This window comes from Stenotrophomonas sp. 22LJNL06-5-1, assembly GCF_056861455.1.
The window spans coordinates 747,855-773,366 of sequence record NZ_JBSPUE010000001.1; the positions used below are offsets into that span (position 1 = coordinate 747,855).

General features: G+C 67.8%; 26 protein-coding genes, 1 tRNA gene and 1 pseudogene. 11 read left to right on the top strand and 17 right to left on the bottom strand.

What is annotated here, in order from left to right:
- Positions 1–33: 33 nt before the first annotated feature.
- The 6 genes from AC13GF_RS03555 to AC13GF_RS03580 all read right to left on the bottom strand — a co-directional run bounded on the left by AC13GF_RS03555 (position 34) and on the right by AC13GF_RS03580 (position 5,153).
- Positions 34–648, bottom strand: coding sequence for a 50S ribosomal protein L25/general stress protein Ctc (locus AC13GF_RS03555; RefSeq protein ID WP_126929436.1), 615 nt, complete (start codon positions 646–648; stop codon positions 34–36).
- Between the two features lie 110 nt (positions 649–758).
- Positions 759–1,718: a ribose-phosphate diphosphokinase gene (locus tag AC13GF_RS03560; RefSeq protein WP_005415400.1), complete on the bottom strand. Its 960-nt coding sequence runs from the start codon at positions 1,716–1,718 to the stop codon at positions 759–761.
- A gap of 139 nt (positions 1,719–1,857) precedes the next feature.
- Positions 1,858–1,934: transfer RNA gene (locus AC13GF_RS03565), tRNA-Gln, on the bottom strand.
- 11 nt (positions 1,935–1,945) lie between these two features.
- Complete coding sequence (ispE, locus tag AC13GF_RS03570; protein WP_483003258.1) at positions 1,946–2,815, bottom strand: 4-(cytidine 5'-diphospho)-2-C-methyl-D-erythritol kinase; 870 nt, start codon at positions 2,813–2,815, stop codon at positions 1,946–1,948.
- Positions 2,812–3,471: a lipoprotein insertase outer membrane protein LolB gene (lolB, locus tag AC13GF_RS03575; RefSeq protein WP_483003260.1), complete on the bottom strand. Its 660-nt coding sequence runs from the start codon at positions 3,469–3,471 to the stop codon at positions 2,812–2,814. The genes ispE and lolB overlap by 4 nt, the downstream gene beginning before the upstream one ends.
- Positions 3,468–5,153 (bottom strand): tetratricopeptide repeat protein, encoded by a 1,686-nt coding sequence (locus AC13GF_RS03580; protein WP_483003262.1) that lies wholly within the window; start codon positions 5,151–5,153, stop codon positions 3,468–3,470. Before AC13GF_RS03580 ends, lolB begins: the two co-directional genes overlap by 4 nt.
- Positions 5,154–5,216: 63 nt before the next feature.
- Between AC13GF_RS03580 and hemA the strand changes: the two genes are divergently transcribed.
- Genes hemA through ppk2 form a run of 4 tightly spaced genes read left to right on the top strand, consistent with a single transcriptional unit; the run spans position 5,217 to position 10,101 of the window.
- Positions 5,217–6,500: a glutamyl-tRNA reductase gene (gene hemA / locus AC13GF_RS03585; protein WP_010481752.1), complete on the top strand. Its 1,284-nt coding sequence runs from the start codon at positions 5,217–5,219 to the stop codon at positions 6,498–6,500.
- Positions 6,478–7,560 (top strand): peptide chain release factor 1, encoded by a 1,083-nt coding sequence (prfA, locus tag AC13GF_RS03590; RefSeq protein WP_483003264.1) that lies wholly within the window; start codon positions 6,478–6,480, stop codon positions 7,558–7,560. Before hemA ends, prfA begins: the two co-directional genes overlap by 23 nt.
- Positions 7,561–7,565: 5 nt before the next feature.
- Positions 7,566–9,272: an O-linked N-acetylglucosamine transferase, SPINDLY family protein gene (locus AC13GF_RS03595; RefSeq protein WP_483003266.1), complete on the top strand. Its 1,707-nt coding sequence runs from the start codon at positions 7,566–7,568 to the stop codon at positions 9,270–9,272.
- Positions 9,273–9,318: 46 nt separating this feature from the next.
- Positions 9,319–10,101: a polyphosphate kinase 2 gene (gene ppk2 / locus AC13GF_RS03600; RefSeq protein WP_024957330.1), complete on the top strand. Its 783-nt coding sequence runs from the start codon at positions 9,319–9,321 to the stop codon at positions 10,099–10,101.
- A gap of 553 nt (positions 10,102–10,654) precedes the next feature.
- Here ppk2 and AC13GF_RS03605 read toward each other — a convergent pair.
- Both AC13GF_RS03605 and AC13GF_RS03610 read right to left on the bottom strand, forming a co-directional pair.
- Positions 10,655–11,224: a TlpA family protein disulfide reductase gene (locus tag AC13GF_RS03605; RefSeq protein ID WP_483003268.1), complete on the bottom strand. Its 570-nt coding sequence runs from the start codon at positions 11,222–11,224 to the stop codon at positions 10,655–10,657.
- Positions 11,221–12,495 (bottom strand): YihY family inner membrane protein, encoded by a 1,275-nt coding sequence (locus AC13GF_RS03610; protein WP_032130426.1) that lies wholly within the window; start codon positions 12,493–12,495, stop codon positions 11,221–11,223. The genes AC13GF_RS03605 and AC13GF_RS03610 overlap by 4 nt, the downstream gene beginning before the upstream one ends.
- Positions 12,496–12,572: 77 nt before the next feature.
- On the opposite strand from AC13GF_RS03610, the gene wrbA reads away from it, so the two are divergent.
- The 3 genes from wrbA to AC13GF_RS03625 all read left to right on the top strand — a co-directional run bounded on the left by wrbA (position 12,573) and on the right by AC13GF_RS03625 (position 14,063).
- Positions 12,573–13,166, top strand: coding sequence for an NAD(P)H:quinone oxidoreductase (gene wrbA, locus AC13GF_RS03615; RefSeq protein ID WP_012510135.1), 594 nt, complete (start codon positions 12,573–12,575; stop codon positions 13,164–13,166).
- Entirely contained in the window at positions 13,163–13,498 is a 336-nt protein-coding gene (locus AC13GF_RS03620) for a DUF2069 domain-containing protein (RefSeq protein ID WP_483003270.1), read from the top strand. Before wrbA ends, AC13GF_RS03620 begins: the two co-directional genes overlap by 4 nt.
- Positions 13,499–13,577: 79 nt before the next feature.
- Entirely contained in the window at positions 13,578–14,063 is a 486-nt protein-coding gene (locus tag AC13GF_RS03625) for an asparaginase domain-containing protein (RefSeq protein WP_010481766.1), read from the top strand.
- Positions 14,064–14,232: 169 nt separating this feature from the next.
- On the opposite strand, the gene AC13GF_RS03630 is transcribed toward AC13GF_RS03625, so the two are convergent.
- The 6 genes from AC13GF_RS03630 to sufT all read right to left on the bottom strand — a co-directional run bounded on the left by AC13GF_RS03630 (position 14,233) and on the right by sufT (position 20,243).
- Positions 14,233–15,972, bottom strand: a complete 1,740-nt coding sequence (locus AC13GF_RS03630; RefSeq protein ID WP_126928738.1) for a S8 family peptidase — start codon at positions 15,970–15,972, stop codon at positions 14,233–14,235.
- 378 nt (positions 15,973–16,350) lie between these two features.
- Positions 16,351–17,373 (bottom strand): M23 family metallopeptidase, encoded by a 1,023-nt coding sequence (locus tag AC13GF_RS03635; protein WP_483003272.1) that lies wholly within the window; start codon positions 17,371–17,373, stop codon positions 16,351–16,353.
- Between the two features lies 1 nt (position 17,374).
- Positions 17,375–17,710 carry a transcriptional regulator gene (locus tag AC13GF_RS03640; RefSeq protein WP_483003274.1) on the bottom strand — a complete coding sequence of 112 codons (336 nt, stop codon included), beginning with the start codon at positions 17,708–17,710 and terminating at the stop codon, positions 17,375–17,377.
- Positions 17,707–18,363, bottom strand: a complete 657-nt coding sequence (locus tag AC13GF_RS03645) for a hypothetical protein (protein ID WP_483003276.1) — start codon at positions 18,361–18,363, stop codon at positions 17,707–17,709. Before AC13GF_RS03645 ends, AC13GF_RS03640 begins: the two co-directional genes overlap by 4 nt.
- Before the next feature lie 174 nt (positions 18,364–18,537).
- Positions 18,538–19,632: a branched-chain amino acid aminotransferase gene (locus AC13GF_RS03650; protein WP_483003278.1), complete on the bottom strand. Its 1,095-nt coding sequence runs from the start codon at positions 19,630–19,632 to the stop codon at positions 18,538–18,540.
- Positions 19,633–19,691: 59 nt separating this feature from the next.
- Positions 19,692–20,243 carry a putative Fe-S cluster assembly protein SufT gene (gene sufT / locus AC13GF_RS03655; RefSeq protein WP_024957743.1) on the bottom strand — a complete coding sequence of 184 codons (552 nt, stop codon included), beginning with the start codon at positions 20,241–20,243 and terminating at the stop codon, positions 19,692–19,694.
- Positions 20,244–20,365: 122 nt separating this feature from the next.
- On the opposite strand from sufT, the gene AC13GF_RS03660 reads away from it, so the two are divergent.
- The gene (locus tag AC13GF_RS03660; RefSeq protein WP_010481778.1) at positions 20,366–20,785 is read left to right on the top strand and encodes a hypothetical protein; all 420 of its coding nucleotides are present in this window, start codon (positions 20,366–20,368) and stop codon (positions 20,783–20,785) included.
- A 295-nt stretch (positions 20,786–21,080) separates the two neighbouring features.
- Here the strand turns inward: AC13GF_RS03660 and AC13GF_RS03665 are convergent, their stop codons facing one another.
- Positions 21,081–22,541 (bottom strand): NAD(P)(+) transhydrogenase (Re/Si-specific) subunit beta, encoded by a 1,461-nt coding sequence (locus AC13GF_RS03665; RefSeq protein WP_483003280.1) that lies wholly within the window; start codon positions 22,539–22,541, stop codon positions 21,081–21,083.
- Positions 22,538–22,858 (bottom strand): NAD(P) transhydrogenase subunit alpha part 2, encoded by a 321-nt coding sequence (locus AC13GF_RS03670; protein WP_005408173.1) that lies wholly within the window; start codon positions 22,856–22,858, stop codon positions 22,538–22,540. Before AC13GF_RS03670 ends, AC13GF_RS03665 begins: the two co-directional genes overlap by 4 nt.
- Positions 22,859–22,956: 98 nt before the next feature.
- On the opposite strand from AC13GF_RS03670, the pseudogene AC13GF_RS03675 reads away from it, so the two are divergent.
- From AC13GF_RS03675 to AC13GF_RS03685, 3 genes and pseudogenes are all read left to right on the top strand, one after another.
- Positions 22,957–23,541, top strand: a pseudogene (locus AC13GF_RS03675) (RNA polymerase sigma factor).
- A complete protein-coding gene (locus tag AC13GF_RS03680) occupies positions 23,538–23,864 on the top strand; it encodes a hypothetical protein (RefSeq protein ID WP_483003282.1) in 327 nt (108 codons plus the stop codon). The pseudogene AC13GF_RS03675 and the gene AC13GF_RS03680 overlap by 4 nt, the downstream one beginning before the upstream one ends.
- Positions 23,865–23,867: 3 nt before the next feature.
- The gene (locus tag AC13GF_RS03685) at positions 23,868–24,329 is read left to right on the top strand and encodes a DUF3106 domain-containing protein (protein WP_126928732.1); all 462 of its coding nucleotides are present in this window, start codon (positions 23,868–23,870) and stop codon (positions 24,327–24,329) included.
- A 60-nt stretch (positions 24,330–24,389) separates the two neighbouring features.
- On the opposite strand, the gene AC13GF_RS03690 is transcribed toward AC13GF_RS03685, so the two are convergent.
- A complete protein-coding gene (locus AC13GF_RS03690) occupies positions 24,390–25,469 on the bottom strand; it encodes an NAD(P) transhydrogenase subunit alpha (protein WP_483003284.1) in 1,080 nt (359 codons plus the stop codon).
- Positions 25,470–25,512 lie beyond the last annotated feature (43 nt).

The following is a 25,512-nucleotide window of genomic DNA, read 5'->3' on the forward strand; positions in this document are numbered from 1 at the left end:
GGCGCCTGCCCGGAGGCAGGCGCCGCTTGGGTATTACTCGGCAGCCGCTTCTTCGTCAGCCGCGTCGACCTTGCCGGCCTTGGCGGTGACGATGGCGTCGTCGTGGTCCTTGCCCAGCGCCAGGGCCGGGATTTCCACGCCCTTCGGCAGCTTGATGTCGGACAGGTAGACGATGTCACCGGCCTTCAGCTCGCCCAGGTCGACTTCGATCGACTCCGGCAGGTCCTTCGGCAGGCAGCTGATGGTCACTTCCTTCAGTTCGTGGGCGACCACGACGTCGGCAGCCTTGCCAGCCGGCGAGGTGTCTTCGTTGATGAAGTGCAGCGGGACCGAAGCGGTCAGGGCTTCGTTCTCGTTCACGCGCTGGAAGTCCAGGTGCATGATCAGCTGCTTGTACGGGTGGCGCTGCATGTCACGCAGCAGGACCTTCTGCACCTGGCCGTCCAGGTTCAGGTCCAGGATCGAGGCATAGAACCACTCGTTCTGCTGGGCCAGCCAGATTTCGTTGTGGTCCAGGCTGATGGCGACCGGCTCGGCGTTGCCGCCGTACACGATGGCCGGGATCACACCAGCGTGACGCAGGCGGCGGCTCGCACCCTTACGCTGCAGTTCACGCTTGGTGACCTTGATTTCATGGGTCTTCGACATTTTCGACTACTCAGGTTGTTGCCTCGCCTTGCGGCTTGGCGGTTGAAGATGCTTCCGCGACCAGAAGCACCCGGGGTATGTCCCCGCCGTTGCCGGCAGGGACGAAAAACTCAGTCGACGTACAGCGAGCTGACCGACTCGCCGAAGGCGATGCGGCGCATCGTTTCGGCCAGCATTTCCGCCACGCTCAGCTGGCGGATCTTGCTGCACACCCGCGCTGCGTCCTTCAGCGGAATGGTGTCGGTCACCACCAGCTCGTCGAGCTGGGAATTGGTGATGTTGTCCACCGCCGGGCCCGACAGCACCGCGTGGGTGCAGTAGGCGGCGACCTTGAGCGCACCGCGCGCCTTCAGGGCAGCGGCAGCGGCGCACAGGGTGCCGGCGGTATCGACGATGTCATCGACCATCACGCAGGTCTTGCCTTCGACGTCACCGATGATGTTCATCACGGTGGAGACGTTGGCGCGCGGGCGGCGCTTGTCGATGATCGCCAGGTCGGCGTCATCCAGGCGCTTGGCCACGGCACGGGCGCGGACCACGCCGCCCACGTCCGGCGACACGACGATCAGGTTCTCGGTGCCGTAAGCGCGCCAGATGTCGGCCAGCAGCAGCGGGGACGCATACACGTTGTCCACCGGAATATCGAAGAAGCCCTGGATCTGGTCGGCGTGCAGGTCGACGGTCAGCACGCGATCAGCGCCCGCGGTGCTGAACATCTTCGCCGCCAGCTTGGCGGTGATCGGCACGCGCGAGGAACGCATGCGGCGATCCTGGCGCGAGTAGCCGAAGTACGGCACCACGGCGGTCACGCTGGCCACCGATGCGCGCTTGAGCGCGTCGATCAGCACCAGCAGTTCCATCAGGTTTTCCGCGCTCGGCGCGCAGGTCGGCTGGATCACGAACACGTCCTGCTTGCGGACGTTCTCTTCGATTTCCACCTGCACTTCACCATCGGAGAAGTGCGAGACCAGCGCCTTGCCCGGGCGAACCCCCAGTTCCTTGCAGATGTTCTGCGCCAGACGTTTGTTGGCGTTGCCGGAAAAGACCAGCAGGTTCGGGGACTCTTGCATCATGATTGTCTCGGGCGGGGACGAGTGGCGGGGATCCGGGGTCGGCAAGGACCCGATGGACCCTTGCTGCTGACAACACCGCGGTTGTTTCCACGTCCCGCGCAGGCGATGCGCTGGAAGGCGCGGACACAGCCGCTATTGGCAGGGGCGGTAGGATTCGAACCTACGAATGCCAGGATCAAAACCTGGTGCCTTGGGCCTCTTGGCGACGCCCCTGCATTGATAAATCAGTGTTGCTCGAGTGCATCCAGCAGTGGCGAACGCGCAACGCCCGCTGCCACCCTTGCCCGCAACTCCTTCGGCAATTTCGACCGTCCCTGCTCTGCAGCAGACTGCGACGCGAACTCGACGAAACAACCACTTCCCGAACCGGTCAGCCGCGCCGTGCCGATGTCGCTCAACGCAGTAAGCGCCGCCTCGACGGCAGGCTCACGGCGGCGCAGCACCGGTTCGAACGCGTTCCCGACCAGGGTCCCGGAAGCGAAGTCGTCTATTTTCGCCACTGGGCTGTCGCGCGTCAAATCCGGGTCTGCAAAGAGGGCCGGCGTGGGAACATGAACGCCCGGTTCAACCACCACATACCAGGCCGGGGCCAGTGTGATCGGCTGCAGGCGCTCGCCTACGCCTTCGGCCCAGGCATTGCGCCCGCGCACGAACACCGGCACGTCGGCGCCCAGGCGCAGGCCCAGTTCCGCCAGGGCGTCCTCATCCAGACCGGCCCGCCAGAGCCGGTTCAGCACCACCAGCACAGTGGCGGCATCGGAGGAACCACCTCCGAAGCCACCACCTGCAGAAACGTGCTTTTCGACGATGATGTCTGCGCCTTGCGCGATATTGGCCGCACCTTTCAGAAGACGCGCGGCGCGGACCGCCAGGTCATCCGCCTCGGCCACACCGGCCAGGCCCTCGCCCTGCCGGCGCACCTGGCCGTCTTCACGCAGGCGCAGGCCAATGCGGTCGCCCCAGTCCAGCAGGCGGAACACGGTCTGCAGCTCGTGGTAGCCATCGGCACGACGGCCTGTGACATGCAGGAACAGGTTCAGCTTGGCCGGGGCCGGCCACCAGGACCAGCCCGCGTCATCGCGCCCGGCACTCATGGGGCGCCCTGCCCCCACTGGTCCACCAGCAGGCGCACCTTGGCGTCGCCATTGCTGGCCTCGATCCGGCGCGGCAGCGCCGGGTGCCCGGCCTCGGCCGGGTACCAGTCCAGGTACTGCACCTGCCAGCCCATCTGCTGCATGCGGCGCGGGCGGCCTTCACCGTCGCGTTCGACCTTCTCCGGACCGGCAGCATCACCGGCCACCAGGCCACGGATCCACGCCGGCAACTGGTTGACCGGGATGTCCCAGCCAGTCGCCTCCAGCAGCAGCTGCTGGGCGTCTTCGCCGTCACGCGGCCCGCCGGCCAGTCCTTCCAGGCGACCGGCTTCGGAATGGGTATCGCCGGTCAGCTTCCAGCTCTGCCGGGTCACCGGCGCGCTCAGCTCGACCACATAGCGGCGCCCTTCCTGCTTCCAGTCGATGCGACCGCTGCCGCCGTCCTTGCCCTTGCTGACCGCAACCCGGCCCTGGAAGGTCCAGTCCGGCTGTGCCTGCAACGCAGCCACGCGCGCCGCCTCGGCCTGTGCCGCTTCGGCTGAAACAACCTCGACCACCGCCGGTGCCGGGGTCTTCTGCGTGCCCACGGTGGTACAGGCGGTCACCGCCAGGGTCACGGCCGCCAGCAGCAGCGGCCGGATCAGGGAAACACTCATGGATTGAATTTCTCGCGGGCGCGCAGCAGCGCGCGGTTTTCAGGGTCGAGCTTGGCCGCTTCGTCGAAGAAATGGCGGGCCTCGTCATGCCTGCCCAGCACCCACAGCACTTCGCCGACGTGGGAAGCGATCTCCGGGTCCTTGGCCAGGGTCCAGGCCCGGCGCAGCTGCACCAGCGCCTCTTCCTTGCGGCCCAGGCGATACAGCACCCAGCCATAGCTGTCGACGATCGCCGCGTTGTCCGGCTCGGCCACGCGGGCGCGGTCGATCAGCTCCAGCGCCTCCTGCAGGCGGCCCGTACGGTCGGCCAGGGTGTAGCCCAACGCGTTCAGCGCCGGCACGTTTTCCGGGTCGGTCACCAGGATCTTGCGCAGGTCGGCCTCGGCGCGCGGGATGTCATCGCGGCGTTCCCAGGTGAGCGCACGGGCGTACAGCAGGCCGTTGTCATCCGGGTAAGCGGCCAAGCCGCGGGCCAGCGCATCCAGTTCACCGGCACTGTCGTCGGCGCGCTGGCGCAGTTCGGCTTCCAGCAGGTAGGCGTCGCGGCGCACGTCGTCGTCAACCACCGCATCGGACTGGATCGCGTGCACTTCATCCAGCGCCAGCGGCAGGCGCCCGGCCAGGGCCTGGGCATTGGCCGCGCGCAGGCGCGCTTCGCTCAGCTCATCGCCACCGGGCACGCTGTGGTACCACTGCACGGCCTCGGGGTAACGCTTCAGGTACTCGGCGATCTTGCCCAGCAGCAGGCGCTGCGCCGCGTCCGGCTTGGCCGCCTGCCGCGACAGTTCGTTGTAGAGGTTGGACAGCGCGGCCTTGTCGCCCTGCTTGGCCAACAGCGAGGCGCGCATGCCCCAGGTCTGCACGTCCTGCGGGCCGAACGCCAGCACACGCTCGGCGGCGGACGGCTGGCCGAGGCTGTCATAGGCAATGGCCACCGCATTGCGCAGTTCCGGGTCCTGACGGGTCTTCGGCTCCACATCGTGCAGCAGCGACAGCGCCTTGCCGGTCTCCCCGGCCTGCTGCAGCTGGCTGGCACGCAGCAGCGCCACACGCGGTTCTTCGGGGAAGCGCTTGACCACTTCATCGATCATGCGCCGCGCCAGCTCGGGCTTTTCCATGCGCAGGGCCAGGCGGCCGAACTCCTGCCAGGCTTCGATCTTCGGCGGAATGGCGTTGGCGTCAACCAGCTCACCCAGCACCTGCGCGGGCACCGCCGGATCGCGGCCGCCACCGATCAGGGCAGCCAGGGCGAACTTCCACCCGCGCTCGTCGGGGTCGGCCAGCAGGCCCTGCAGTTCGGTGCGGGCAGCCTTCACATCGCCCTGGCGCATGGCCAGCGCACCGGCCGCACTGCGCAGGGTCAACGAGCGCGGGGCCCGCTGCTGCCACAGGGCCAAGCCCTTGGCGGCGCTGGCATCATCGTTGGCGAGCATGGAAATGCGGGTCGCGCGCTCGGCCAGGCCGGCGTCGCCGTCGGTCTGCTGGGCCGCCTGCAGGTACCAGCGCGCGGCCTCGGCCAGCTTGCCGGCCTGCAGGGCGAACTCACCGGCCATCACCGGTTCCAGCGCCAGTTCCTCAGTGGCCGGGGCCCGCACGGGGGCCTTGGCCGGCACCGCCGCCAGGGCCTGGCTGCAGGCCAGGGACAGCAGCAGAACACTGGGGATGCGAATCAATGCGGGCATCGTCGGCATCGGGGCCTTAAAATGTCGTCCAATGGCCAGCAGCTTATCGCAAGCAACTGAACAATGACCCTGTGGGTGCTCGGACTGAATCACCAGACCGCACCGGTGGAACTGCGCGAGCGCGCGGCCTTCGCCGGTGAGGCGTTGCCGCGCGCGCTCGGTTCGCTGCGCGATACTCCGCAGATCGCCGAGGCGGTGCTGCTGTCCACCTGCAACCGCACCGAGCTGTATGCCGTGGCCGATTCGGCACAGGCGCTGGACCAGTGGCTGCACACCCAGGCCGGCGACCTGCAGGGCTACCTGTACCAGCACGCCGATGCCGAGGCCGTGCGCCACCTGTTCCGGGTCGCCACCGGCCTGGACTCGATGGTGCTGGGTGAACCGCAGATCCTCGGCCAGGTGAAGGATGCCTGGTCGACCGCGCGCGACCACGGCCTGCTCGGCCAGCGCCTGGACCGCCTGTTCCAGCAGACCTTCTCGGTGGCCAAACGTGCGCGCACCGATACCCAGGTGGGTGCCAACCCGGTATCGGTGGCGTCGGCCGCGGTGCGCCTGGCGCAGAACGCGTTCGCGCGGCTGGACGATTCCACCGTGCTGCTGGTCGGTGCCGGCGAGACCATCGAACTGGCTGCACGGCACCTGAGCGAAGGCAAGGTACGCCGGCTGCTGATCGCCAACCGCACCCTCGCCCACGCGCAGGAACTGGCCAGCCGCCATGGTGGCGTGGCCCTGCCGCTGACCGAACTGGACCGCCACCTGGGCGAGGCCGACGTGGTGTTCTCGGCCACCGCTGCGCGCGAACCGGTGATCCATCGCGAGATGGTGGCCAAGGCCCTGCGCGCGCGCCGGCACAAGCCGATGCTGCTGTTCGACCTGGCCGTACCGCGCGACATCGAGGCCGAGGTCGGCACGCTCAACGACGCCTTCCTCTACACCGTGGACGATCTCGAGCGCGCGGTGGAAGACAACCGCCGTGGCCGCCGCGAGGCCGCCGCCGAAGCCGAGGCGATCATCGACCTGCAGGTGTCGCGCTTCGTCGAGACCCAGCAGGCCAGCGCCCACCAGGCGCCGCTGCGGCAGCTGCGCGCGTTCGGCGAAGCCACCCGCGCCGAGCTGCTGGAGCGCGCACGCCAGCAACTGGCCAACGGCAAGCCGGCCGATGAAGTGCTGGAACTGCTGGCCCACGGCCTGACCAACCGCCTGCTGCATCCGCCGACCGCCGCCCTGCGTGCGGCCGCGCTGAGTGGCGATGCCGACCTGACCCGCGCCGCCGAGCGCCTGTTCCCGGCCACGCCGGGTTACCGCCACCCACCCGTGAGACCCGATGACGCCGACCCTGCGCCGTAAGCTGGAAGCGCTGGCCGAGCGCCGCGAAGAACTGGAACGCCTGCTCGCCGAACCCGATGTGGTCGCCGACAACACTCGTTTCCGCGACCTTTCGCGCGAATTCGCCCAACTTGAACCGATCGCCATCGCCCTGGCCGATGAATCCCGTGCCAAGGCCGATCTGGCCGCCGCCGAAGGTATGCGCGCCGACCCCGACCTGCGCGAGCTGGCCGATGAGGAAATCGCTGCTGCACAGGCGCGCCTGCAGGAACTGGAGCAGGAGCTGGCGCTGCTGCTGGTGCCGCGCGACCCGCGCGACGAAGGCAACCTGTTCCTGGAAGTGCGTGCGGGTACCGGCGGCGACGAGGCCGCGATCTTTGCCGGCGACCTGTTCCGCATGTACGCCCGCTACGCCGAGCGCCAGGGTTGGAAGGTCGAGATCGAATCGGACAGCCCGGGCGAGCATGGCGGCTACAAGGAAGTGGTGGCGCGCGTGGTCGGCCGTGGCGCGTTCTCGCGCCTGAAGTTCGAATCGGGCACGCATCGCGTGCAGCGCGTGCCGGCCACCGAGTCGCAGGGCCGCATCCATACCTCGGCGGCCACGGTGGCGATCATTCCCGAGGCTGACGAAGTCGATGACATCGTCATCAACCCGGCCGACCTGAAGGTGGATACGTTCCGCTCGTCCGGTGCCGGCGGCCAGCACGTCAACAAGACCGAATCGGCCATCCGCATCACCCATGTACCGACCGGTGTGGTGGTGGAATGCCAGACCGAGCGCAGCCAGCACGCCAACCGCGACAAGGCGATGAAACGCCTGAAAGCACAATTGCTGGACGCCGAGCGCCAGCGCCAGGACGCGGCGCAGGCCGAATCGCGGCGTCTGCAGGTCGGCAGCGGCGACCGCAGCCAGCGCATCCGCACCTACAACTTCCCGCAGGGCCGGATCACCGACCACCGCGTGGAAGGCCTGACCCTGTACGACCTGCCCAACGTACTGGCCGGCGACCTCGATCCGCTGCTGCAGCGGCTCAGCCACGAGCACCAGGTCGACGCCCTGGCCCAGCTGTCGGCGGGCTGAGCACGATGACGGCCTGGCAGCAGCGACAGCACCTGCAACAGGCGATTGCACGCCAGCCCGGCGACTTCGTCGCCTGGGTGATGCTGGCCGACCTGGAACTGGAAGCCGGCGACATCGCCGCCGGCGAGCAGGCGGCACGACGTGCGCTGCAGCTGCGCCCGAACCACCCCGAAGCGCTGGCACGGCTGGGCCGCGTGGCCTGGATGGCTGGCGCACACGCGGACGCAGCGAAGCTGCTCGGCCAGGCCTCGGCGCTGGCCCCGCAGCACCCGGGCATTGCGCTGTGGCTGGGCCATGCGCTGGAAGATGCCGATGATGCCGAAGGCGCAGCGGCGGCCTATCGCCGCGCACATGCGCTGATGCCGGGCGAACCCTATATCGCCGCCCAGCGCCTGGCCTGGCAGCGTCGCCTGTGCGACTGGCAGGACGTGGATGCGCTGGCGGCACAGGTACGTGGCGCCGTGGCCAACGGGCAAGGCGTGGTCGAACCGTTCGCATTCCTCAGCGAGGATGCCGGCGCGGCCGAACAGCTGGCCTGCGCGCGTGCACGCGCCGCGGTGGTTGCTTCGGGAGTGCGCCCCCTTCCTGCCGTGAAGGTGCGCGGGCACGGCGCCTTGCGCGTCGGTTTCCTTTCCAATGGTTTTGGCGCCCATCCCACCGGGCTGCTGACCGTGGCCCTGTTCGAGCAGCTGCGTCATGACCCCGCGTTGCAGCTGCATCTGTTCGCGTTGAACCACGATGACGGCAGTCGCATCCGCCAGCGCCTGCAGGCGGCCACACAGCTGCATGATGTGGCCGGGCTGCGCCATGCAGACACTGCCGCACGCATCCGCGCACAGGGCATCGACCTGTTGTTCGACCTGCGCGGATGGGGCGGTGGCGGTACGCCGGAAGTGCTGGCGATGCGCCCTGCCCCGCTGCAGTTGAACTGGCTGGCTTACCCCGGCACGTCCGGGGCGCCGTGGCTGGATGCAGTGATCGGCGACAGCTTCGTTCTGCCACCGTCACTGGAACCCCACTACAGCGAGCGCGTACTGCGCCTGCCGCGTGCGTTCCAGCCCTCGGACAACACTCGCATGCTGGAGCCGGCACCGTCCCGGGCCGAGTGCGGCCTGCCCGAACAGGGCGTGGTGTTCTGCTGCTTCAACAACAGCTACAAGCTCAACCCGCGCAGCATGGGCCGTGCCTTCGCCATTCTGCAGGCAGTACCCGGCAGCGTGCTGTGGCTGCTGTCCGGCCCCGGCCAGGCCGACGCCCGCCTGCGTGGGGCCGCACAGGCCGCTGGCCTCGACCCGGCACGCCTGGTGTTCATGGCCAAGCTGCCACATCCGCAGTACCTGGCTCGCTACCCGCTGGCCGACCTGTTCCTCGACACGCATCCGTACAACGCGCACACCACCGCGTCCGACGCGCTGTGGGCCGGCTGCCCGGTGCTGACCTGCCCCGGCGACACCTTCGCCGCGCGCGTCGCCGGCAGCCTCAACCACCATTTGGGGCTGGCGTGGATGAATGTCGCCGACGATGCGGCGTTCATTGCCACCGCCAGCGCGCTGGGCAATGACCCCGCAGCACTGGCCGTGCTGCGTGCCGAGCTGGCGCACGCGCGCGACCGCAGTGGACTGTTCGACATGACCGGATTTGCCCGCGACCTGTCGGCGCTGCTGCAGCGGCTTGCCGGTGAACACGGCTGGCAGGGTGTCGACAACACCTGAGCGACCCCTGCGTTACGCTCGGGCTTCCTCCCCGCGTGGTGTGACGATGGCCAAGCTCAAGCGCAAGGACTACGACGAACTGCTGCTGCCTTTGCAGCTGGAACTGACCGCGATGGCGCGCTGGGTGCAGCACAGCGGGCAGCGCCTGCTGGTGCTGTTCGAAGGCCGTGATACCGCAGGCAAAGGCGGCGCGATCCAGGCCATCAGCCAGCACCTCAACCCGCGCCAGTGCCGGGTGGTGGCGCTGCCCAAGCCGACCGACCGCGAAGCCACGCAGTGGTACTTCCAGCGTTACGCCTCACACTTGCCCGCCGCCGGCGAGATCGTGCTGATGGACCGCAGCTGGTACAACCGCGCCGGTGTCGAACGGGTGATGGGCTATTGCAGCGAGACCGAGTACCAGCAGTTCCTGCACCAGGCGCCGGTATTCGAACAGCTGCTGGTGGACGACGGCATCCTGCTGTTCAAGTACTGGCTGTGCGTGGACCAGGAACAGCAGGAAAAGCGCTTCGCCGAACGCCACCTCGATCCACTGAAGGGCTGGAAGCTCTCTCCGGTCGACCTGAAGTCGCGCAGCAAGTACAGCGCCTACACCGAGGCCCGCGAGGCGATGCTGCGCGCGACGCATCGTGAGGCGGCGCCGTGGACACTTGTGGATTTCAACGACCAGCGGCTGGGCCGGCTGACACTGGTGCGCAACCTGCTGGACCGGTTGCCGGACACGCGGGTGGATGCACCGCTGCCGGAGCTGCCGAAGTTGAAGGGCAAGCTGCATCGCGAGCACTACGATGTGCTGAAGCCGATCGAGGATTTCCCGGTCGAGGATTAGGGTGGGTCGGCAAGGCCTGCGGCCCTGCACCTGCCGAAGCCAGAGCAACGGCAACGGCAACAGCAACGGCGGGCTTCCTGAGGGATGGCGGGGTGGGTCCGGTTGCGGGGGACGCTACAAGTACGTCCATGTAAGCTCGGTCGCCGCATCCATGCGGCTCACGCCCGCGCAACCGGACCCACCCCGCCTTCGACAGATCTCCGCGATCTGTCAGCATTGCATTCTGTAGATCCACGCCATGCGTGGATGCTCTTTGTTCGATTGTCGAAGTATTCGAACTCGATAGAGATTCATCCACGCATGGCGTGGATCTACCAGATCGCAGAAATCTGTCAGAGGTGGGGCGGTGTCGGAGTGCAGGGTGTCAGCCGCATGAATGCGGCTGCCAAGCCTACAGGGACGTACTTGCAGCGGCCCCCGCCACCGGACCCACCCCGCCTACCCACAGGAAACCCGCTTCTGCTTCGGTTGTTACGGTTGCTGATGTTGCCGGCCAGCGGCCGGCACTACCGCTTCGGCGGGTGCAGGGCCGCAGGCCCTGCCGACCAACCCGCTACTTGGCAGCCGCGATCTGCTTTTCGATGTCGGCGGCCGTCACCGGGCCGAGGAACGTGTGCGCCAGCTTGCCCTGCGGATCCAGCAGGTGCGTCAGCGGCAAACCGCGCGGTGTGGCGAAGTCCGCCGGCGGATCGAACGGATCCACGATCACGATCGGATAGGTCACCGGATGCTTGGTCAGGAACGACTGCATCTCCGGCACCTCGATGTCTTCATAGGCCAGGCCGACCACCTCGATGTTGCTGCGCATCGCGTGCAGCGCCGACAGCTCCGGCATCTCCTTGCGACATGGGGCACACCAGGTCGCCCAGAAATTCACGATCACCCACTTGCCGCGGTGCGCGGCCAGGTCGTAGTCGCTGCCATCCACGGCCTTCATCTTCAGCGTCGGGAACTCGGCAGTGGTGCGTTCGGCCGGGGTCTCTTCGACCGGCGCCGGTGCGGTCGGCGTCGGTGCCTGTGCCGGTGGCTGGCTGCTGGCGGGGGTCGGCTCCTGCGCCGGCTTGCAGGCCGACAGCGCCAGCAGCAGGGCCAGCGGGAGCAGCAACGGGGTCTTGCGGGTCATGGCATGTCTCCGGAATCGGTGTAGATATCGCTGACCTTGCGCTTGAGGCGTTCGCGCAGGGGCAGCCGCAGATCGTCCAGTGCCGCCAGCGCAGCACGGCCCAGTGTGTCGTCGCGGTATGGCAGGTGCTGCTCGGCTACCGGAATGCGCAACTGGGTGCATTCGTACAGATCGGCCAGGCTCACCTGGTCCAGGTCGCGCGAGAGCAGCCATTCGCCGCGTTCATCGCGGCGCAGCAGGCCGATCTCCTGCAGGTTGCAGGCCAGGTCCTGCAGCAGCGAATCTGTCAGCATCGGCTCCAGCCGCAGGATTTCATCATCGGCCAGGCCCTTGCCCTTGGCTCGGGCATGGTGGAAGCGGCCGAGCAGGCGCAGCAGGCCATAGAACTCGTAGCCCTGCGGCAGGCGCAGCTCCACCGGCTGGTAGCGGAAGGCCGCCATCGACGAGGACAGCGACGCGCCCAGCAGCACCGCCACCCAGCACAGGTAGATCCACAGCAGCAGGATCGGCACGAAGGCGACCGTGCCGTAGAGCTTCTGGTAGGACTGGAAACTGCCCAGGTAAGCGCCGATGCCCCACTTCACCAGTTCCAGGATGACCGCCGCGAGAATCGCGCCGGGCACCGCGTGCCGCCATTTCACGGTGTGGTGCGGCACCACCCGGAACATCAGCGTGATGCAGACGAACTCGATCAGGATCGGCGCCAGCCGCAGCGCGAACTCGGCCAGCCAACGACCTTCCTGGGTCCCGAACAGTGGCATCGCGAACACCCGCGCCGACACCGCCAGCGAAGCGGCAGCGAGCATCGCGCCCAGGGTCAGCACGGTCCAGTAGACCAGGAAGCGGGTCAGCTTGGGCCGGGTCGAGCCGACCCGCCAGATCTGGTTGAAGGTCTCTTCAACGCTGTTGAGGGTGATCAGCAACGAGACCACCAGTGCGATGAAGCCGGCGGCGGTGAGCTGGCCGGCACTGGCCGAGAACTGCCGCAGGTAACCCTCCGCCGCGCGCGCGGCATTGGGCACGAAGTTGGAGAAGACGTAATCGCTGAGCTGATCGCTCCAGCGGTCGAAGACAGGGAAGGCCGAGAGCACGCCGAACACCACGATGGCCAACGGCACCAGCGCGAACACCGTGGTGTACGCCAGCGCCGCCGCTGCCTGGAACAGGCGGTCGTCGAGGAAGCGATGCCACAGGAAGCGGCCGAAACTGATGGCCCGTGCGCGATCCCGCGCACGCTCCATCCACAGGTTGAGCGTATCCAAAGGTTCCATCGGCGAAAGGGTACCCGATGCGGAATGCTCGCAGGATAGCCATACTGGTGGCCACACGACGAGGAGAAGCGGGCACGATGGGCGAGATTCTGGTGCTGTACTACAGCCGGGGCGGTTCAGTGGCACGGCTGGCGCGCCAGATCGCGCGGGGTATCGGCGAAGTGCCGGGCATGACCGCGCGCCTGCGCACGGTGCCGCCGGTGGCCGCCGTGACCCAGACCGCACAGCCGCCGGTACCCGACGATGGTGCCCCCTACGTGAGCGTGCAGGACCTGGTCGAATGCCAGGGCCTGCTGCTCGGCAGCCCCACCCGCTTCGGCAACATGGCCGCGCCGGTGAAGCACTTCCTCGACGGGCTGGGCGCCGAATGGGTCAACGGCACTCTCTCCGGCAAGCCGGCCGGCGTGTTCACCTCCACCGCCTCGATGCATGGCGGGCAGGAATCGACCCTGCTGTCGATGCAGGTGCCGTTGCTGCACCATGGCTGTGTGATCGTCGGCATCCCGTTCACCGAGCCGGCGCTGAGCCACACCACCAGTGGTGGTACGCCGTATGGTGCCAGCCATGTGGCCGGTGCGGCCGACGACCCGCAGCCGACCGACGATGAAGCGGTGCTGGCGCGCGCGTTGGGTCGCCGGGTGGCCGACATCGCGCAGCGGCTGGCCCGATGAGCACCGCGCCGCGCATGGCCCTGCTGCTGGCCCTGATGGGGCTGGCCGCGCTGTTCGCCGGCTGGTTCATCAATGACAAACACTGGCTGGCCACCCAGCTGGTGTTCACCGCGCCACCGCTGGCACTGGCCATCGCACTGCGCCTGGGCTGGCGCAAGGCGGGTTTCTGGGCCTCGGTGCTGGCCCTGGGCTGGTTCAGCCACGGCGTGATGAGTGCCTGGAGCCACCCGGAAACGCGCTGGCTGGCCCTGATCGAGATCGCGCTGGCCCTGCTGGTGATCTTCAGCGCCAGCCTGCCGGGGCTGCGCGCCCGCTTCGGCAAGCGACGCTGACGCTGCGCCCGCCGGGCCGTATCATCTGTGTTCCTGGCCCCGCGCCGCTGTACCTGTCCTGGTTTCGCGCATGCACATGATGGAAGAGCTCCTGGTCGTCACCACCGGTGGCACGATCGACAAGATCTACTTCGACGACAAGTCGGACTACCAGATCGGCGACCCCCAGATCGGCATGATCCTGCGCGAGCTGGGCGTGACGTTCCGCTTCAACGTGATTCCGATCCTGCGCAAGGATTCGCTGCACATCAACGATGAGGACCGCGAGCTGATCCGCGCCACCATCGCCGCGCAGCCGACCCGGCACGTGCTGGTGACCCATGGCACCGATTCGATGGTGCAGACCGGCAAGGTGCTGGCGACGATCCCGGACAAGACCATCGTGATGACCGGCGCGCTGAGCCCGGCGCGTTTCCGCGGTTCGGATGCGGAGTTCAACATCGGCTGCGCGATCGGTGCGGTGCAGTCGCTGCCGAGCGGCGTGTACATCGCGATGAACGGGCGGATTTTCGACCCGCAGCACGTGCGTAAGAACGTGGCCGCGAACCGCTTCGAATCGGTTTGAGGAACGGCGTGCCGACCAAGGTCGGCACCCACCAAAGCGCTCTCCTGTAGTGCCGAGCCATGCTCGGCACAACGGTCCGCAGCCTGAGCAGCCGAGCATGGGCTCGGCTCTACAGAAGCAAAAACGCCCCGGCCTGAGCCGGGGCGTGCCCATGGAGAGGGGCTTGGGCTCAGTACTGGGCGTTGAGGGTCAGGCCCGAGAAGGTGCTGTACGCCTTCACCCGCACATGCCAGGTGCCGGCGGCGGGGCTGTTGACGGTGCAGGTTTCAGCATTGCCGCTCAGGTACGGACGGCAGGTGTACACCGTGTCGGTCGGGGCACTGCCCTGGCGCAGGTACAGGTCGGCGTCACCGCTGCCGCCACTGATCGCCACGCGCAGCTGGGTGCTGCCGGCCGGAACGTTCACGGTGTAACTCAGCGAAGCGCCGCTGGCAGCGCCCAGGCCGGTCACCGGCACGTTGTTCTGCAGCACGTTGCCACCCGGGTTCGGGCCGCCGCCATTGATCGCTGCAGCCACCGCCGCGTCGGCGTCGATGATGCCGGCGCCGCAGCCACCCGAGCAGGCGCCCGGCAGCGGACGTGCGGTGCTCTTGATGATGCTTTCCACCTGCGCCGGGCTCAGCGGGCTCGGGGCTACGGACTGCATCAGCGCGACCACGCCGGCCACGTGCGGTGCCGCCATCGAGGTGCCGTTGTACGAAGCGTAGCTGGCGCTGCCCGGGGTGGTGGTGCCGCTGTTGAGGGTGGACAGGATGCCCTGGCCCGGTGCCGAGATATCGATGCCGTTGCCATAGTTGGAGAAGCTGGCACGCGCACCGGCCGAGGTGGTGGCCGCCACTGCGATCACGTTCGGGCAGTTGGCCGGCACCGACGAGGACACGTTGGTGTTGCTGTTGCCAGCGGCGACCACCACGGTGGTGCCACGGCCGACAGCGCCATTGATCGCGTTCTGGTACGTGCTGGAGCAGCTGCCGCCGCCGCCCAGCGAAAGGTTGATGACCTCGGCCGGATTGGCATTGGCCGGCACGCCGCTGACGCTGCCGCCGGAAGCCCACACAATCGCGTCGGCGATGTCGGAGGTGTAACCGCCGCACTTGCCGAGCACGCGCACCGGCACGACCTTGGCGTTGAATGCGGTACCTGCCACACCGGTGCTGTTGTTGGTCACCGCCGCCACCGTGCCGGCGACGTGGGTACCGTGCCAGCTGGAGTTCGAACCCGGGTAGCCCGCCTGGCACTCGTTGTCGCCGTACCAGTCGCCCTCATCGTTCGGGTTGTTGTCGCGGCCGTTGCCGTCGCGCGCCATCGCCGCATCACTGATGAAGTCGTAGCCCGGCAGGATGTTGGCATTGAGGTCGGCGTGGTTGGTGATGCCGGTGTCGATCACCGCCACGACCACACCGGTGCCGGTGGCCTTGTCCCAGGCCGGCCGGATGTTGATGCCGGCATTGGAGGTGCCGAAGCCCCATTGCTCGCTGAAGCGGGTGTCGTTCGGGGTCAGCGTGGCACGCATGATCTGGTCGACTTCAACGTATTCCACGTTCGGGTCGGCGGCCAGCTTGCGCATCAGCTGCTCGGATTCGGCCTGGTCGAGCGGACGATCGGTCTTGACCAGGGTCGGGCCGACGGCCAGCTTGCGGACCTGCTGCAGGCCCAGCGCGCGGCCCTGGCTGCTGGCCAGGCCAGCGGCGGCACTCTTCAGTGAAGAGGCCAGTGCGGTGGTGTTGGCCACCGGCGCGCTGCCGTCGCGGTACTTCACGATGAAACGCTGGTGGGTCTGCGCGGACTGCAGGCCGCTGAGCTGGACATCACCGGCCAGCGCAGGCGTGGCCAGCAGCAGCGATGACAGAACGGACGCACCAAGGACCACCCACACTCGACGCACACGCGGTTGCGTTACCTGGGACATCGTATTTCCCTTTCTTGTGGTGTGAATGCCGGAATCGGCAGAAGCACCGGCCCGAACCCTGGGCTGGCTTGCATTGGCGAGGTTCGAAGTCCGGCGAGCCAGCGGATCCCCCTTCCGATCCGCCGTGCAGATGACGCTAATGACCAAAACCGGACACCACAAGATTTTCAGCGTCTTTTCAGCAAGATGAAATGTTCGTTCTGAGACTTCCCGGGTCGAGGGTTTGTGAAGGTGAAGGAACTTTCTCGTGCCCTGCACGCACCTGACTGGGTCATCACGTGTCCTGCGATGACTTTGCCGACATCGGCGTCCACTGCTGACCCCAACGACCGCGCAGCGTGCCCGCGGTGCGCCTGCCCGTCGCGTCGGACGCGCTGACTACTTTGCCTGCGGAACGCTCGCTGGCCGGATGCGCTGCCCTTTGACCGGCTCGCCGCGTGCAACCGGCTGGCCATCGGCCACGTAGCCGGAGAACTGTGCCGGCAACGCTTCGCCGACACCGAACACAGGCCCGGCCTGCAGCTGGTAGTGCAGGTGCGGTTCGGAGGAGTTGCCGCTGTTGCCACAGTCACCGAGGTGCTCGCCGCTGCGGACAGCCTGTCCCTGCGCGACGCGCACACTGCCCTGGCGCAGGTGCGCCAGCACCGAGTACTCCTCATTGCCATGGTCGAGGATGACGCGGTTGCCGGTGAGCTGAGCGGCGTTCATCTGGCCCGGCACGTTGTCGGCGACCCCCTCGATCACCTCCACCACCGTGCCGTCGGCCGGCGCGAGGATCGGGCGACCGAAGCAGTAGTAGTCATCGTTGCGCAGCCCATCGCCACGGTGCGAGTGGCCATCGCGGACCACCAGCAGATCCAGCGCGAAGCGCTGGCCGGCATGGGCCGCATGGTAGTTCTGTTCGACAGTACGCCCGCCCCAGAACACGTAGTACTCATCGTCGAACGGCAGTTGCAGCCGTGTGCGGGTCTGGTAGTCGAGGAACCCGCTCGCCGCAGCCTGCGGCGGCGTGGTCTGTAGCGGGCGGATGTAGAAGCCGCCGATCCGCCCGTCGGCATCGATGGCCCACAGCACCTGGATGATGGCCGGGCTCCTGGCGAAGCGCGCCTGCCGCAGATAGGTGTCGAATCCATCAACCTTCTCGACCTTCTCACTGACCAGCTCGGTTTCTGCGCCCCAGCCCGCCAGCACATGCTCGCGCAGCGCCACCAGGCTCTGCGGGGACTGCAGCCCGGCCTGCATCTGCGGGGTCATCCGTTCCCACAGGGCGTCGATGTGCCCTTCGTAGAACTGCGTGGTCAGCGTGGCTCCCTGTTGGCGCGGATCTGCGGCCGCGGCCACGCCGGTGAGGGCAGAGAAGGAAACAACCAGAACTGCAAACAGGCGCAGGAGCATTGTCATGTCAGGCGTCCTTTCGATCCGGATCGGGAATGCCGGCAACGATTGCCGCCAGCTGCGTGCGGTACTCGGCCAGGGCAGCGCGGCCCACCGGCGTCAACTGCAGGGTGGTCAGTGGGCGCTTGCCACGGAACGACTTGTCGATGGCGACCAGCCCTGCCGCTTCAAGCTTGCTCAGATGGCTGGAGAGATTGCCCTTGCTCAACCCGCTGAGATGCTCGACAAATCCGAACTCGGCGGATTCAGCACCTGCCAGGATCGACAGGATCAGCAGGCGTGCCGGCTCGTGGATCAAGCGGTCGAGCTGGAGCAGCGCTCTGGAATCAGGCAGCTGGGTCATTCGAGGTTCGTCCGCGCCGCCACGAACGCGCGCAGCTCCACCTGCAGCCGCTGGAAGCGCCGATGGTCGCGCCAGCCGACCACGATCAGTGCGATGGATGCCAACGGGAACACGGCGGTGCTCGGGCCGAAGCCGTACGCCTGCCCGGTGAAGGCCAGCGCGGCCTGGCACAGCAGGAACACGCCCACGATGAACTCCAGCGGTGTCCGCAGCCAGCGCCACACCACCCAGGGCAACAGTGCCACTACGACCAGATAACCGACGGCGCGCAGATCCCAGGGCAACTCGCCCATCGGCACCAGCCGGGTCAGCACGCTGCCGATCACCAGCACGCTTACCAGCGCGGTGAAGGCGATGAAGAAGCGTTGGAAATTGCGTTCGGCCGGCGTGACCTGCTCCTCGACCTGGCCCAGCCGCTGGTAGTAGCGGCGTGCCAGCCATTGCTTGCCGACGATCCACAGCACCGGCACGGCAATCAGCACGATGCGCAGCGCCAGGGTGGTCGGCAACAGGGCTCCGGCAAGGAACGAGGCCAGGCAGGCGATGCCGCCCGCCATCGCCGACAGGCCCCCGGCACTTCGCGAGTACCGCGAGTATTCACGGGTCAGCGCCTGCAGGCGCGTGGAAGGATCAATGACAGACGGCTGCTGCATGACACGCTCCATCGGGGTCGCTTGAATTTAGTTTGCGTTGCAAACCTATTTGCGTCAAGTAATCACCTGCTGCGGTCTGGCCGGCGGGCCCACAACGCAGAAAGCCCGTCACTGGGACGGGCTTTCCAGAAGCGCAGTCGAGCATGGCTCGACGCTACCGTTCGGCGTGGGCGATCAGCCCAGCTTGACCAGCCAGTTGTGGCGGTCCGGCAGGCGGCCGTACTGGATGTCGGTCAGTTCCTTGCGCAACGACATGGTCACTTCGCCGGCCGGGGCATTGATGTCGCCCACCGAGAAGCCCTCGCCCTTCAGCTGGCCGATCGGGGTGACCACCGCCGCAGTGCCGCAGGCGAACACTTCGGCAATCTCGCCGGAGGCAACGCCGTTCTTCCACTCGTCGATGCTGACCTTGCGTTCTTCGACCTTCATGCCGCGGTCGCGGGCCAGCTGCAGGATGCTCTCGCGGGTGATGCCCTCGAGGATGCTGCCCGAGAGCTGCGGGGTGACCAGCGTGCCGTCCTTGTAGACCAGGAACACGTTCATGCCACCCAGTTCTTCCAGGTACTTGCCTTCGACCGGGTCGAGGAACAGCACCTGCGAGCAGCCCTGCGCCTGCGCCTTCTGCTGCGGCAGCAGCGACGCGGCGTAGTTGCCACCGCACTTGGCGGCGCCGGTGCCGCCCTTGGCCGCACGCGCGTATTCGGTGGACAGCCAGATCGACACCGGGGCGACGCCCTTGGCGAAGTACGGGCCAGCCGGGCTGGCGATGACGTAGTAGCCGGCCTTGTGCGCGCCGCGCACGCCGAGGAAAGCTTCGTCGCCGATCATGAACGGACGGAAGTACAGGCTCGACTCATCGGCCGACGGCACCCAGTCGCTGTCGACGGCGATCAGCTGCTTCAGCGATTCGACGAAGATTTCCACCGGCAGTTCCGGCAGCGCCAGGCGCTGCGCCGAACGCTGCAGGCGACGGCCGTTGGCATCCGGGCGGAAGGTCCAGATCGAACCGTCGGCATGGCGATAGGCCTTGATGCCTTCGAAGATTTCCTGGCCGTAATGCAGCACGGCTGCAGCCGGGTCCAGCTGCAGCGGGCCGTAGGCGCGCACGTTGGCGTTGTGCCAGCCGGTGTCCTTGTCCCAGCGCACTTCCACCATGTGGTCGGTGAAGTGCAGGCCGAAGCCCGGCTTCTCCAGGATCTGGGCGCGCTCTTCAGCGCTGCGCGGGTGGTCCGAACGGGTGACGGCGAAGCTGGGAATGGACTGGGACACCGGAGATTTCCTGTTCTGGTTGCGGGTAAAGCCGGGCCCGCGTCACTGCGGGCCGTGGGTCAAAGCATGCCGGTCTCGAGCCGGGCCGCCTCGGACATCATGTGCTGGTTCCACGGCGGGTCGAACACCAGGTCGACGTCGGCCTCGGCCACCGTCGGGATCATTTCGAGCTTGCTGCGCACGTCGTCGACCAGAATGTCGCCCATGCCGCAGCCCGGTGCGGTCAGGGTCATCTTCACGTCGATCTCGCGCTTGCCTTCGTCCAGGTGCTTGATCTCGACCTCATAGACCAGGCCCAGTTCAACGATGTTCACCGGAATTTCCGGGTCGAAGCAGGTCCGCAGCTGCTGCCACACCAGCTGTTCCACCTGTTCATCGGTGGCGTCGGCCGGCAGCTCGAGCGGTGCCGGCGCCTCCTTGCCAATGGCGTCGCCGTCCTTGCCGGCGATGCGGAACAGGTTGCCCTCGACGAACACCGAATAACTGCCGCCCAGCGCCTGGGTGATGTACCCATAGCTGCCGGCGGGCAGGGTCACGGTGTCGCCCTGCGGGACCATCACGGCCTCGCAATCGCGTTCGAAGTGGACAGGTTCGCTGCTACGGGAATACATGGGGACCGATATGGGGCCGTGGCCGGGGCCACGCAAGACGGCATTCTAGCCCAGCCGCCCTGCGGCCGCCGGTGCACTGCGGCAAACCACAGTATCCTGTGGGTGATCTTCAGGGAGCTTCGATGTCCTCCAATGCCGCGCGTGCCAGGACCGTGACCTGGCTCTGGCCCATCATGCTGTTGCTGGGTCTGGTTGTTGCTCCCCTTGCCTGGATGGTGCTGGCACTGATGACCGGCCGGCAGGTCGGCTGGATGGCGGTACTGACCGCCCTGGAACTGGTGTTCATGCTGCGCATGGGTACGCTGGGCCCGGGCCGGCTGCGCATTGCCCTGGTCGTACTGGGCACCCTGCTGGTGGCCGCCGTGGCCAACTGGGCCATCGCCAGCGCCTGGATGGGCGGCTCGATCGGATTGGACCTGTGGGACGCCACGATGCGGATGGGCCCGCACCTGGCTTGGACGCTGATCACCCTCGCCAATGGCGCGATGGAATGGCTGTGGCTGGCTCTGGGCGTAGCCGTGGGCGCCTGGCTGGCGCGCTGACCCACCGGCAGGTAGTGCCGGCCGCTGGCCGGCAGGAGCGTGCGGACCAAGGTCCGCACCTACCAGATGCAGCCGCCGCTCAATGCCCGCCGTGGATCCACGCCACGCGTGTGGATTCGGTAGTGCTGGCCGCTGGCCGGCAGAAGCGTGCGGACCAAGGTCCGCACCTACCAGATCCAGCCACCCCTCAGTACCCGTCGTAGATCCACGCCACGCGTGTGGATTCGGTAGTGCCGGCCGCTGGCCGGCAGGAGCGTGCGGACCAAGGTCCGCACCTACCCGATGCAGCCGCCACTCAATGCCCGCCGTCGAGCGCCTTCAGTTCGCTCACCAGCGATGCGGCCGCTTCCGCACCATCGCCGTACAGCATGCGGGTGTTGTCGGCATAGAACAGCGCATTCTCGATGCCGGCAAAACCGGTGCCCTTGCCGCGCTTGATCACCACCACGTTGCGCGCGTTGACCACGTCCAGCACCGGCATGCCGTAGATCGGGCTGGCCGGGTCGGTGCGTGCCACCGGATTGACCACGTCGTTGGCACCGATCACCAGCACCACGTCGGTGTTGGCGAACTCCGGGTTGATGTCGTCCATGTCGGCGATCAGGTCGTAGGGCACACCCGCTTCGGCCAGCAGCACGTTCATGTGCCCAGGCATGCGCCCGGCCACCGGGTGGATCGCGAACTTCACCTTCACCCCGCGCTGTCCCAGCCGCTGCGCCAGTTCCCAGATCTTGTGCTGGGCCTGCGCCACCGCCATGCCGTATCCCGGCACGATCACCATGCGTTCGGCGTAGGCCATCATCGCCGCAACGTCCGACGCTTCAATCGGCTTCTGCGCGCCGGTGATCGCCTGCGCTTCGCCACCAGCACCGCCGCCGAAGTTGGAGAACAGCACATTGCGGATCGGCCGGTTCATCGCCTTGGCCATCAGCCGGGTCAGCAGGATGCCCGCCGCGCCGACCATCATGCCGGCGATGATCAGTGCTTCGTTGCCCAGCACGTAGCCCTCGAACGACACCGCCAGGCCGGTGAACGCGTTGTACAGCGAGATCACCACCGGCATGTCGGCGCCACCGATCGGCAGCGTCATCAGCACGCCCAGTGCCAGTGCCAGCACGAAGAAGGCGACGATCGCCCAGGTATTGAGCGTGCTGGCCGCGATGATCGCTAGCACCACCACCGCCAGTGCCACCAGCAGGTTCATCACCTGCTGGCCGGGCCAGGTCACGCGCTTGTCCAGGCGCCCATCCAGCTTGGCCCAGGCGATCACCGAACCGGACAGCGACACCGCACCGATCGCCGCGCCGACCACCGCCAGCAGCAGCACCATGCCCGACGGCTGGCGCGCGGCCAGGTCGGCCAGCGCCTGCGCGCTCCAGTGGCTGGTATCGCGGTTGGCAAGGAAGGCGTAGCGCAGCAGTTCCACCGCGCCGATGGCCGCCGCCGAGCCACCGCCCATGCCGTTGTACAGCGCCACCATCTGCGGCATGTCGGTGATGGCAACCTTGCCGGCCGACCACCAGGCCAGGCCGGCGCCCAGCAGCAGCGCCACCAGGATCAGCGGCACGTTGTGCAGTTCGGGCAGGAAGAAGGTCGCCACCGTGGCCAGCAGCATGCCCAGCCCGGCCCAGCGGATGCCGCTGCGCGCGGTCAGCGGCGAGGCCATGCGCTGCAGGCCCAGCAGGAACAGCGTGGCGGCGACGAGGTAGCTGGCCTTGACCAGCCAATCGAGCAGTTCGACGGTGCTGATGTTCAAGCCTGCGGCTCCTTCGGCTCGTCCTTGCCGCCCTTGGGCGCACTCGGCTTGAACATTTCCAGCATGCGCGCGGTGACCACGTAGCCACCGGCGGCGTTGCCGGCGCCGAGCACCACGGCGAGGAAGCCCAGGGCTTTTTCCAGCGGTGTCTGCGCGTGCCCCAGCACCACCATCGCGCCGATCAGCACGATGCCGTGGATGAAGTTGGAACCCGACATGAGCGGGGTATGCAGGATCACCGGCACCCGCGAAATGATCACGTGGCCGGCAATGGCCGCCAGCATGAAGATGTACAGCGCTACGAACCCGTCACTCACTGGCAACGCTCCTGCTCTGTCTTCGTCGTCCCATCATAACCATGGGCTGAACCCGGTGCGCGCCCGGCGTCAACCGACGCCGCGCTCACGCGTTGTCGATGGTGACCCCGAGCGAGGAACCGTACCCTGTGCTGGTGAGCAGCCCCGTCCCCCCGAGCGCCGAGACCGATGCCCTGCCGGCATCGCTGGAAGCGTTCCTGGCCAGCGTTGGCCCGCGTGCGTTCCGCTTCGCCGAGGCCGGCCTGCGCCAGCGCGACGACGCCATGGACGCGGTGCAGGACGCGCTGCTGCGCATGCTGGACTAAGCCGACAAGCCGGCGGCCGAATGGGCGCCGCTGTTCTGGAGCATCCTGCGCCGGCGCGTGATCGACGTGCAGCGCCGGCGCCGCTTCCGACTGCCGTTCTGGCGCGACAACCAGGATGCGGAAGGCGGCGAGATCGACTGGGCCGATCCCGGCCCGGACCCGGCACAGGCGCATGAACAGCGCCAGCAGTACCAGCAGCTGGTGGACGCGTTGCGCCGCCTGCCCGCCCGCCAGCGCGAGGCCTTCACCCTGCGCGTGCTGCAGGACCTGGACGGGGCCACCACCGCCCGCGCCATGGGCTGCAGCGAAGGCGCGGTAAAAACCCATCTGGCACGCGCCCGCCAGGCGCTGCAGGATTACCTGGAGATCCACCCGTGAACCGCTCCCTGCCTTCCGATGACACCCTGCGCAGCCTGCACGCACAGTCGCTGCACGCGCTGTCGCCGGCAACGCTGGCCCGGCTGCGACAGGCTCGCCACAGCGCCACGGCCCCCCATCGCGGGCGCTGGCGCTGGTGGCTGGCCAGTGCCTGTTCGCTGGTGGTGGCGCTGGGTATCGGCCTGCAGTTCACTGGCCATGGCACGCTGACGGGCCCGGCGCCGGCACCTGTGCTGGCCTCGGTGGAAGACAACAGCGCGCTCTACGACGAAAATCCCGATCTGTACCTGTGGCTGGGCGATACCGACCTGGCGATGGAGTGAATCATGTCCCGACTGCACACCCTGCCCCTGCTGATGACCCTGTTGCTGCTGCCGGCCCTCCCGGCGCTGGCGCAGAGTGCCGCGCCCGCCCCTGCCGCACGCCCTGCGCCGGCCGCACCGCTGCCTGCCTGGGAACAGCTGAGTGAAACCCAGCGGGAATCGCTGCTGGCGCCGCTGCGCGACCGCTGGAACAGCGCCGATGCCGGCCAGCGCCAGCGCATGCTCTCGCACGGCCAGCGCTGGCAGTCGATGAGCCCTGAGGAACGCGACAAGGCCCGCCGTGGCCTGCGCCGCTTCGAGCACATGAGCCCGGAACAGCGTGAGCAGGCCCGGGCCCTGTTCGGCCAGATGCGGGAACTGCCGCCCGCGCAGCGCGACGCACTGCGCGAGCGCTGGTCGCAGATGACGCCGGAACAACGCAAGGACTGGGTGCGCGACAACCCGCCGCCGGCGAAGCCGCGGTAAGGCCCGGGGAACGGGGTCAGATCCCTTTGCCTGCGGCAAAGGGATCTGACCCCATGTCACTCACGCCTGCCAGCGCGTCTTCGCCAGCAGCTCGTCGTCCCAGTCGAAACCGAGCTGCCCTTCGCGCACGAACAGCGCGACGAAGTTGAGCAGGTTGCGCGCATACATCTCGCTGGCCTGGGTCGCGCCGCGGCTGGCCAGGCCCAGCGGGCCATCGATGGTCACGCCCTGATGCTCGATGCACTGCCCCGGTTGGGTCAGTGCACAGTTGCCGCCGCTCTCCGCCGCGAGGTCCACGATCACGCTGCCGGTGGCCATGCCCTCCACCATTGCGGCAGTCACGATCGTCGGCGCCGGTCGCCCCGGTACTGCTGCGGTACAGATCACCACATCCACGCTGCGCAGGTGGTCGGCCAGCCGGCGCTGCTGCTCGGCACGCTCCTCATCGGTCAACGCACGCGCATAGCCGCCTTCACCGGCCGCGCTCACGCCAAGATCGAGGAAGCGCGCGCCCAGCGACTGGATCTGCTCACGGGTTTCCGGGCGCACGTCGAAACCTTCCACCTGTGCGCCCAACCGGCGCGCGGTGGCAATGGCCTGCAGCCCGGCCACACCGGCGCCGATCACCAGCACCTTGGCCGGACGCACGGTACCGGCGGCGGTGGTCAGCATCGGGAAGAAACGCGGCGCACGCTCGGCCGCGATCAGCGCCGCCTTGTAGCCGGCCATGCCCGCCTGCGAGCTGAGCACGTCCATCGCCTGCGCGCGGGTGGTGCGCGGCAGCTGCTGCAGCGGAAACAGCTGCAGGCGGTCGCCGGCGGCCAATGCCGCAAGCGCCGGATCACTGGCCGGGGCCAGCAGGCCGACCACGCTGGCAGCGGGCTTGAGCTGTTCCAGGACCGACGCCGGCGGCGCCTGCACGCACAGCAGGATATCGATCTCGCCCCAACGGCCCGCGTCGAACACTCGTGCGCCGGCATCGTCATAGGCGGCATCGGTGAAGCCTGCCGCCAAGCCGGCGCCGGCCTCGTACCAGACGGTGATGCCGAGGGCACCGAGCTTGCGCGCGGTTTCCGGCGTCAACGCCACGCGCCGTTCGCCCGGCGCGGTCTCCTTGATCCCCAGCAACGCCACGGCCATGCAGGTCCCCGCTGATCGGTGAGTTTTCCCGATCCTAGCAGGC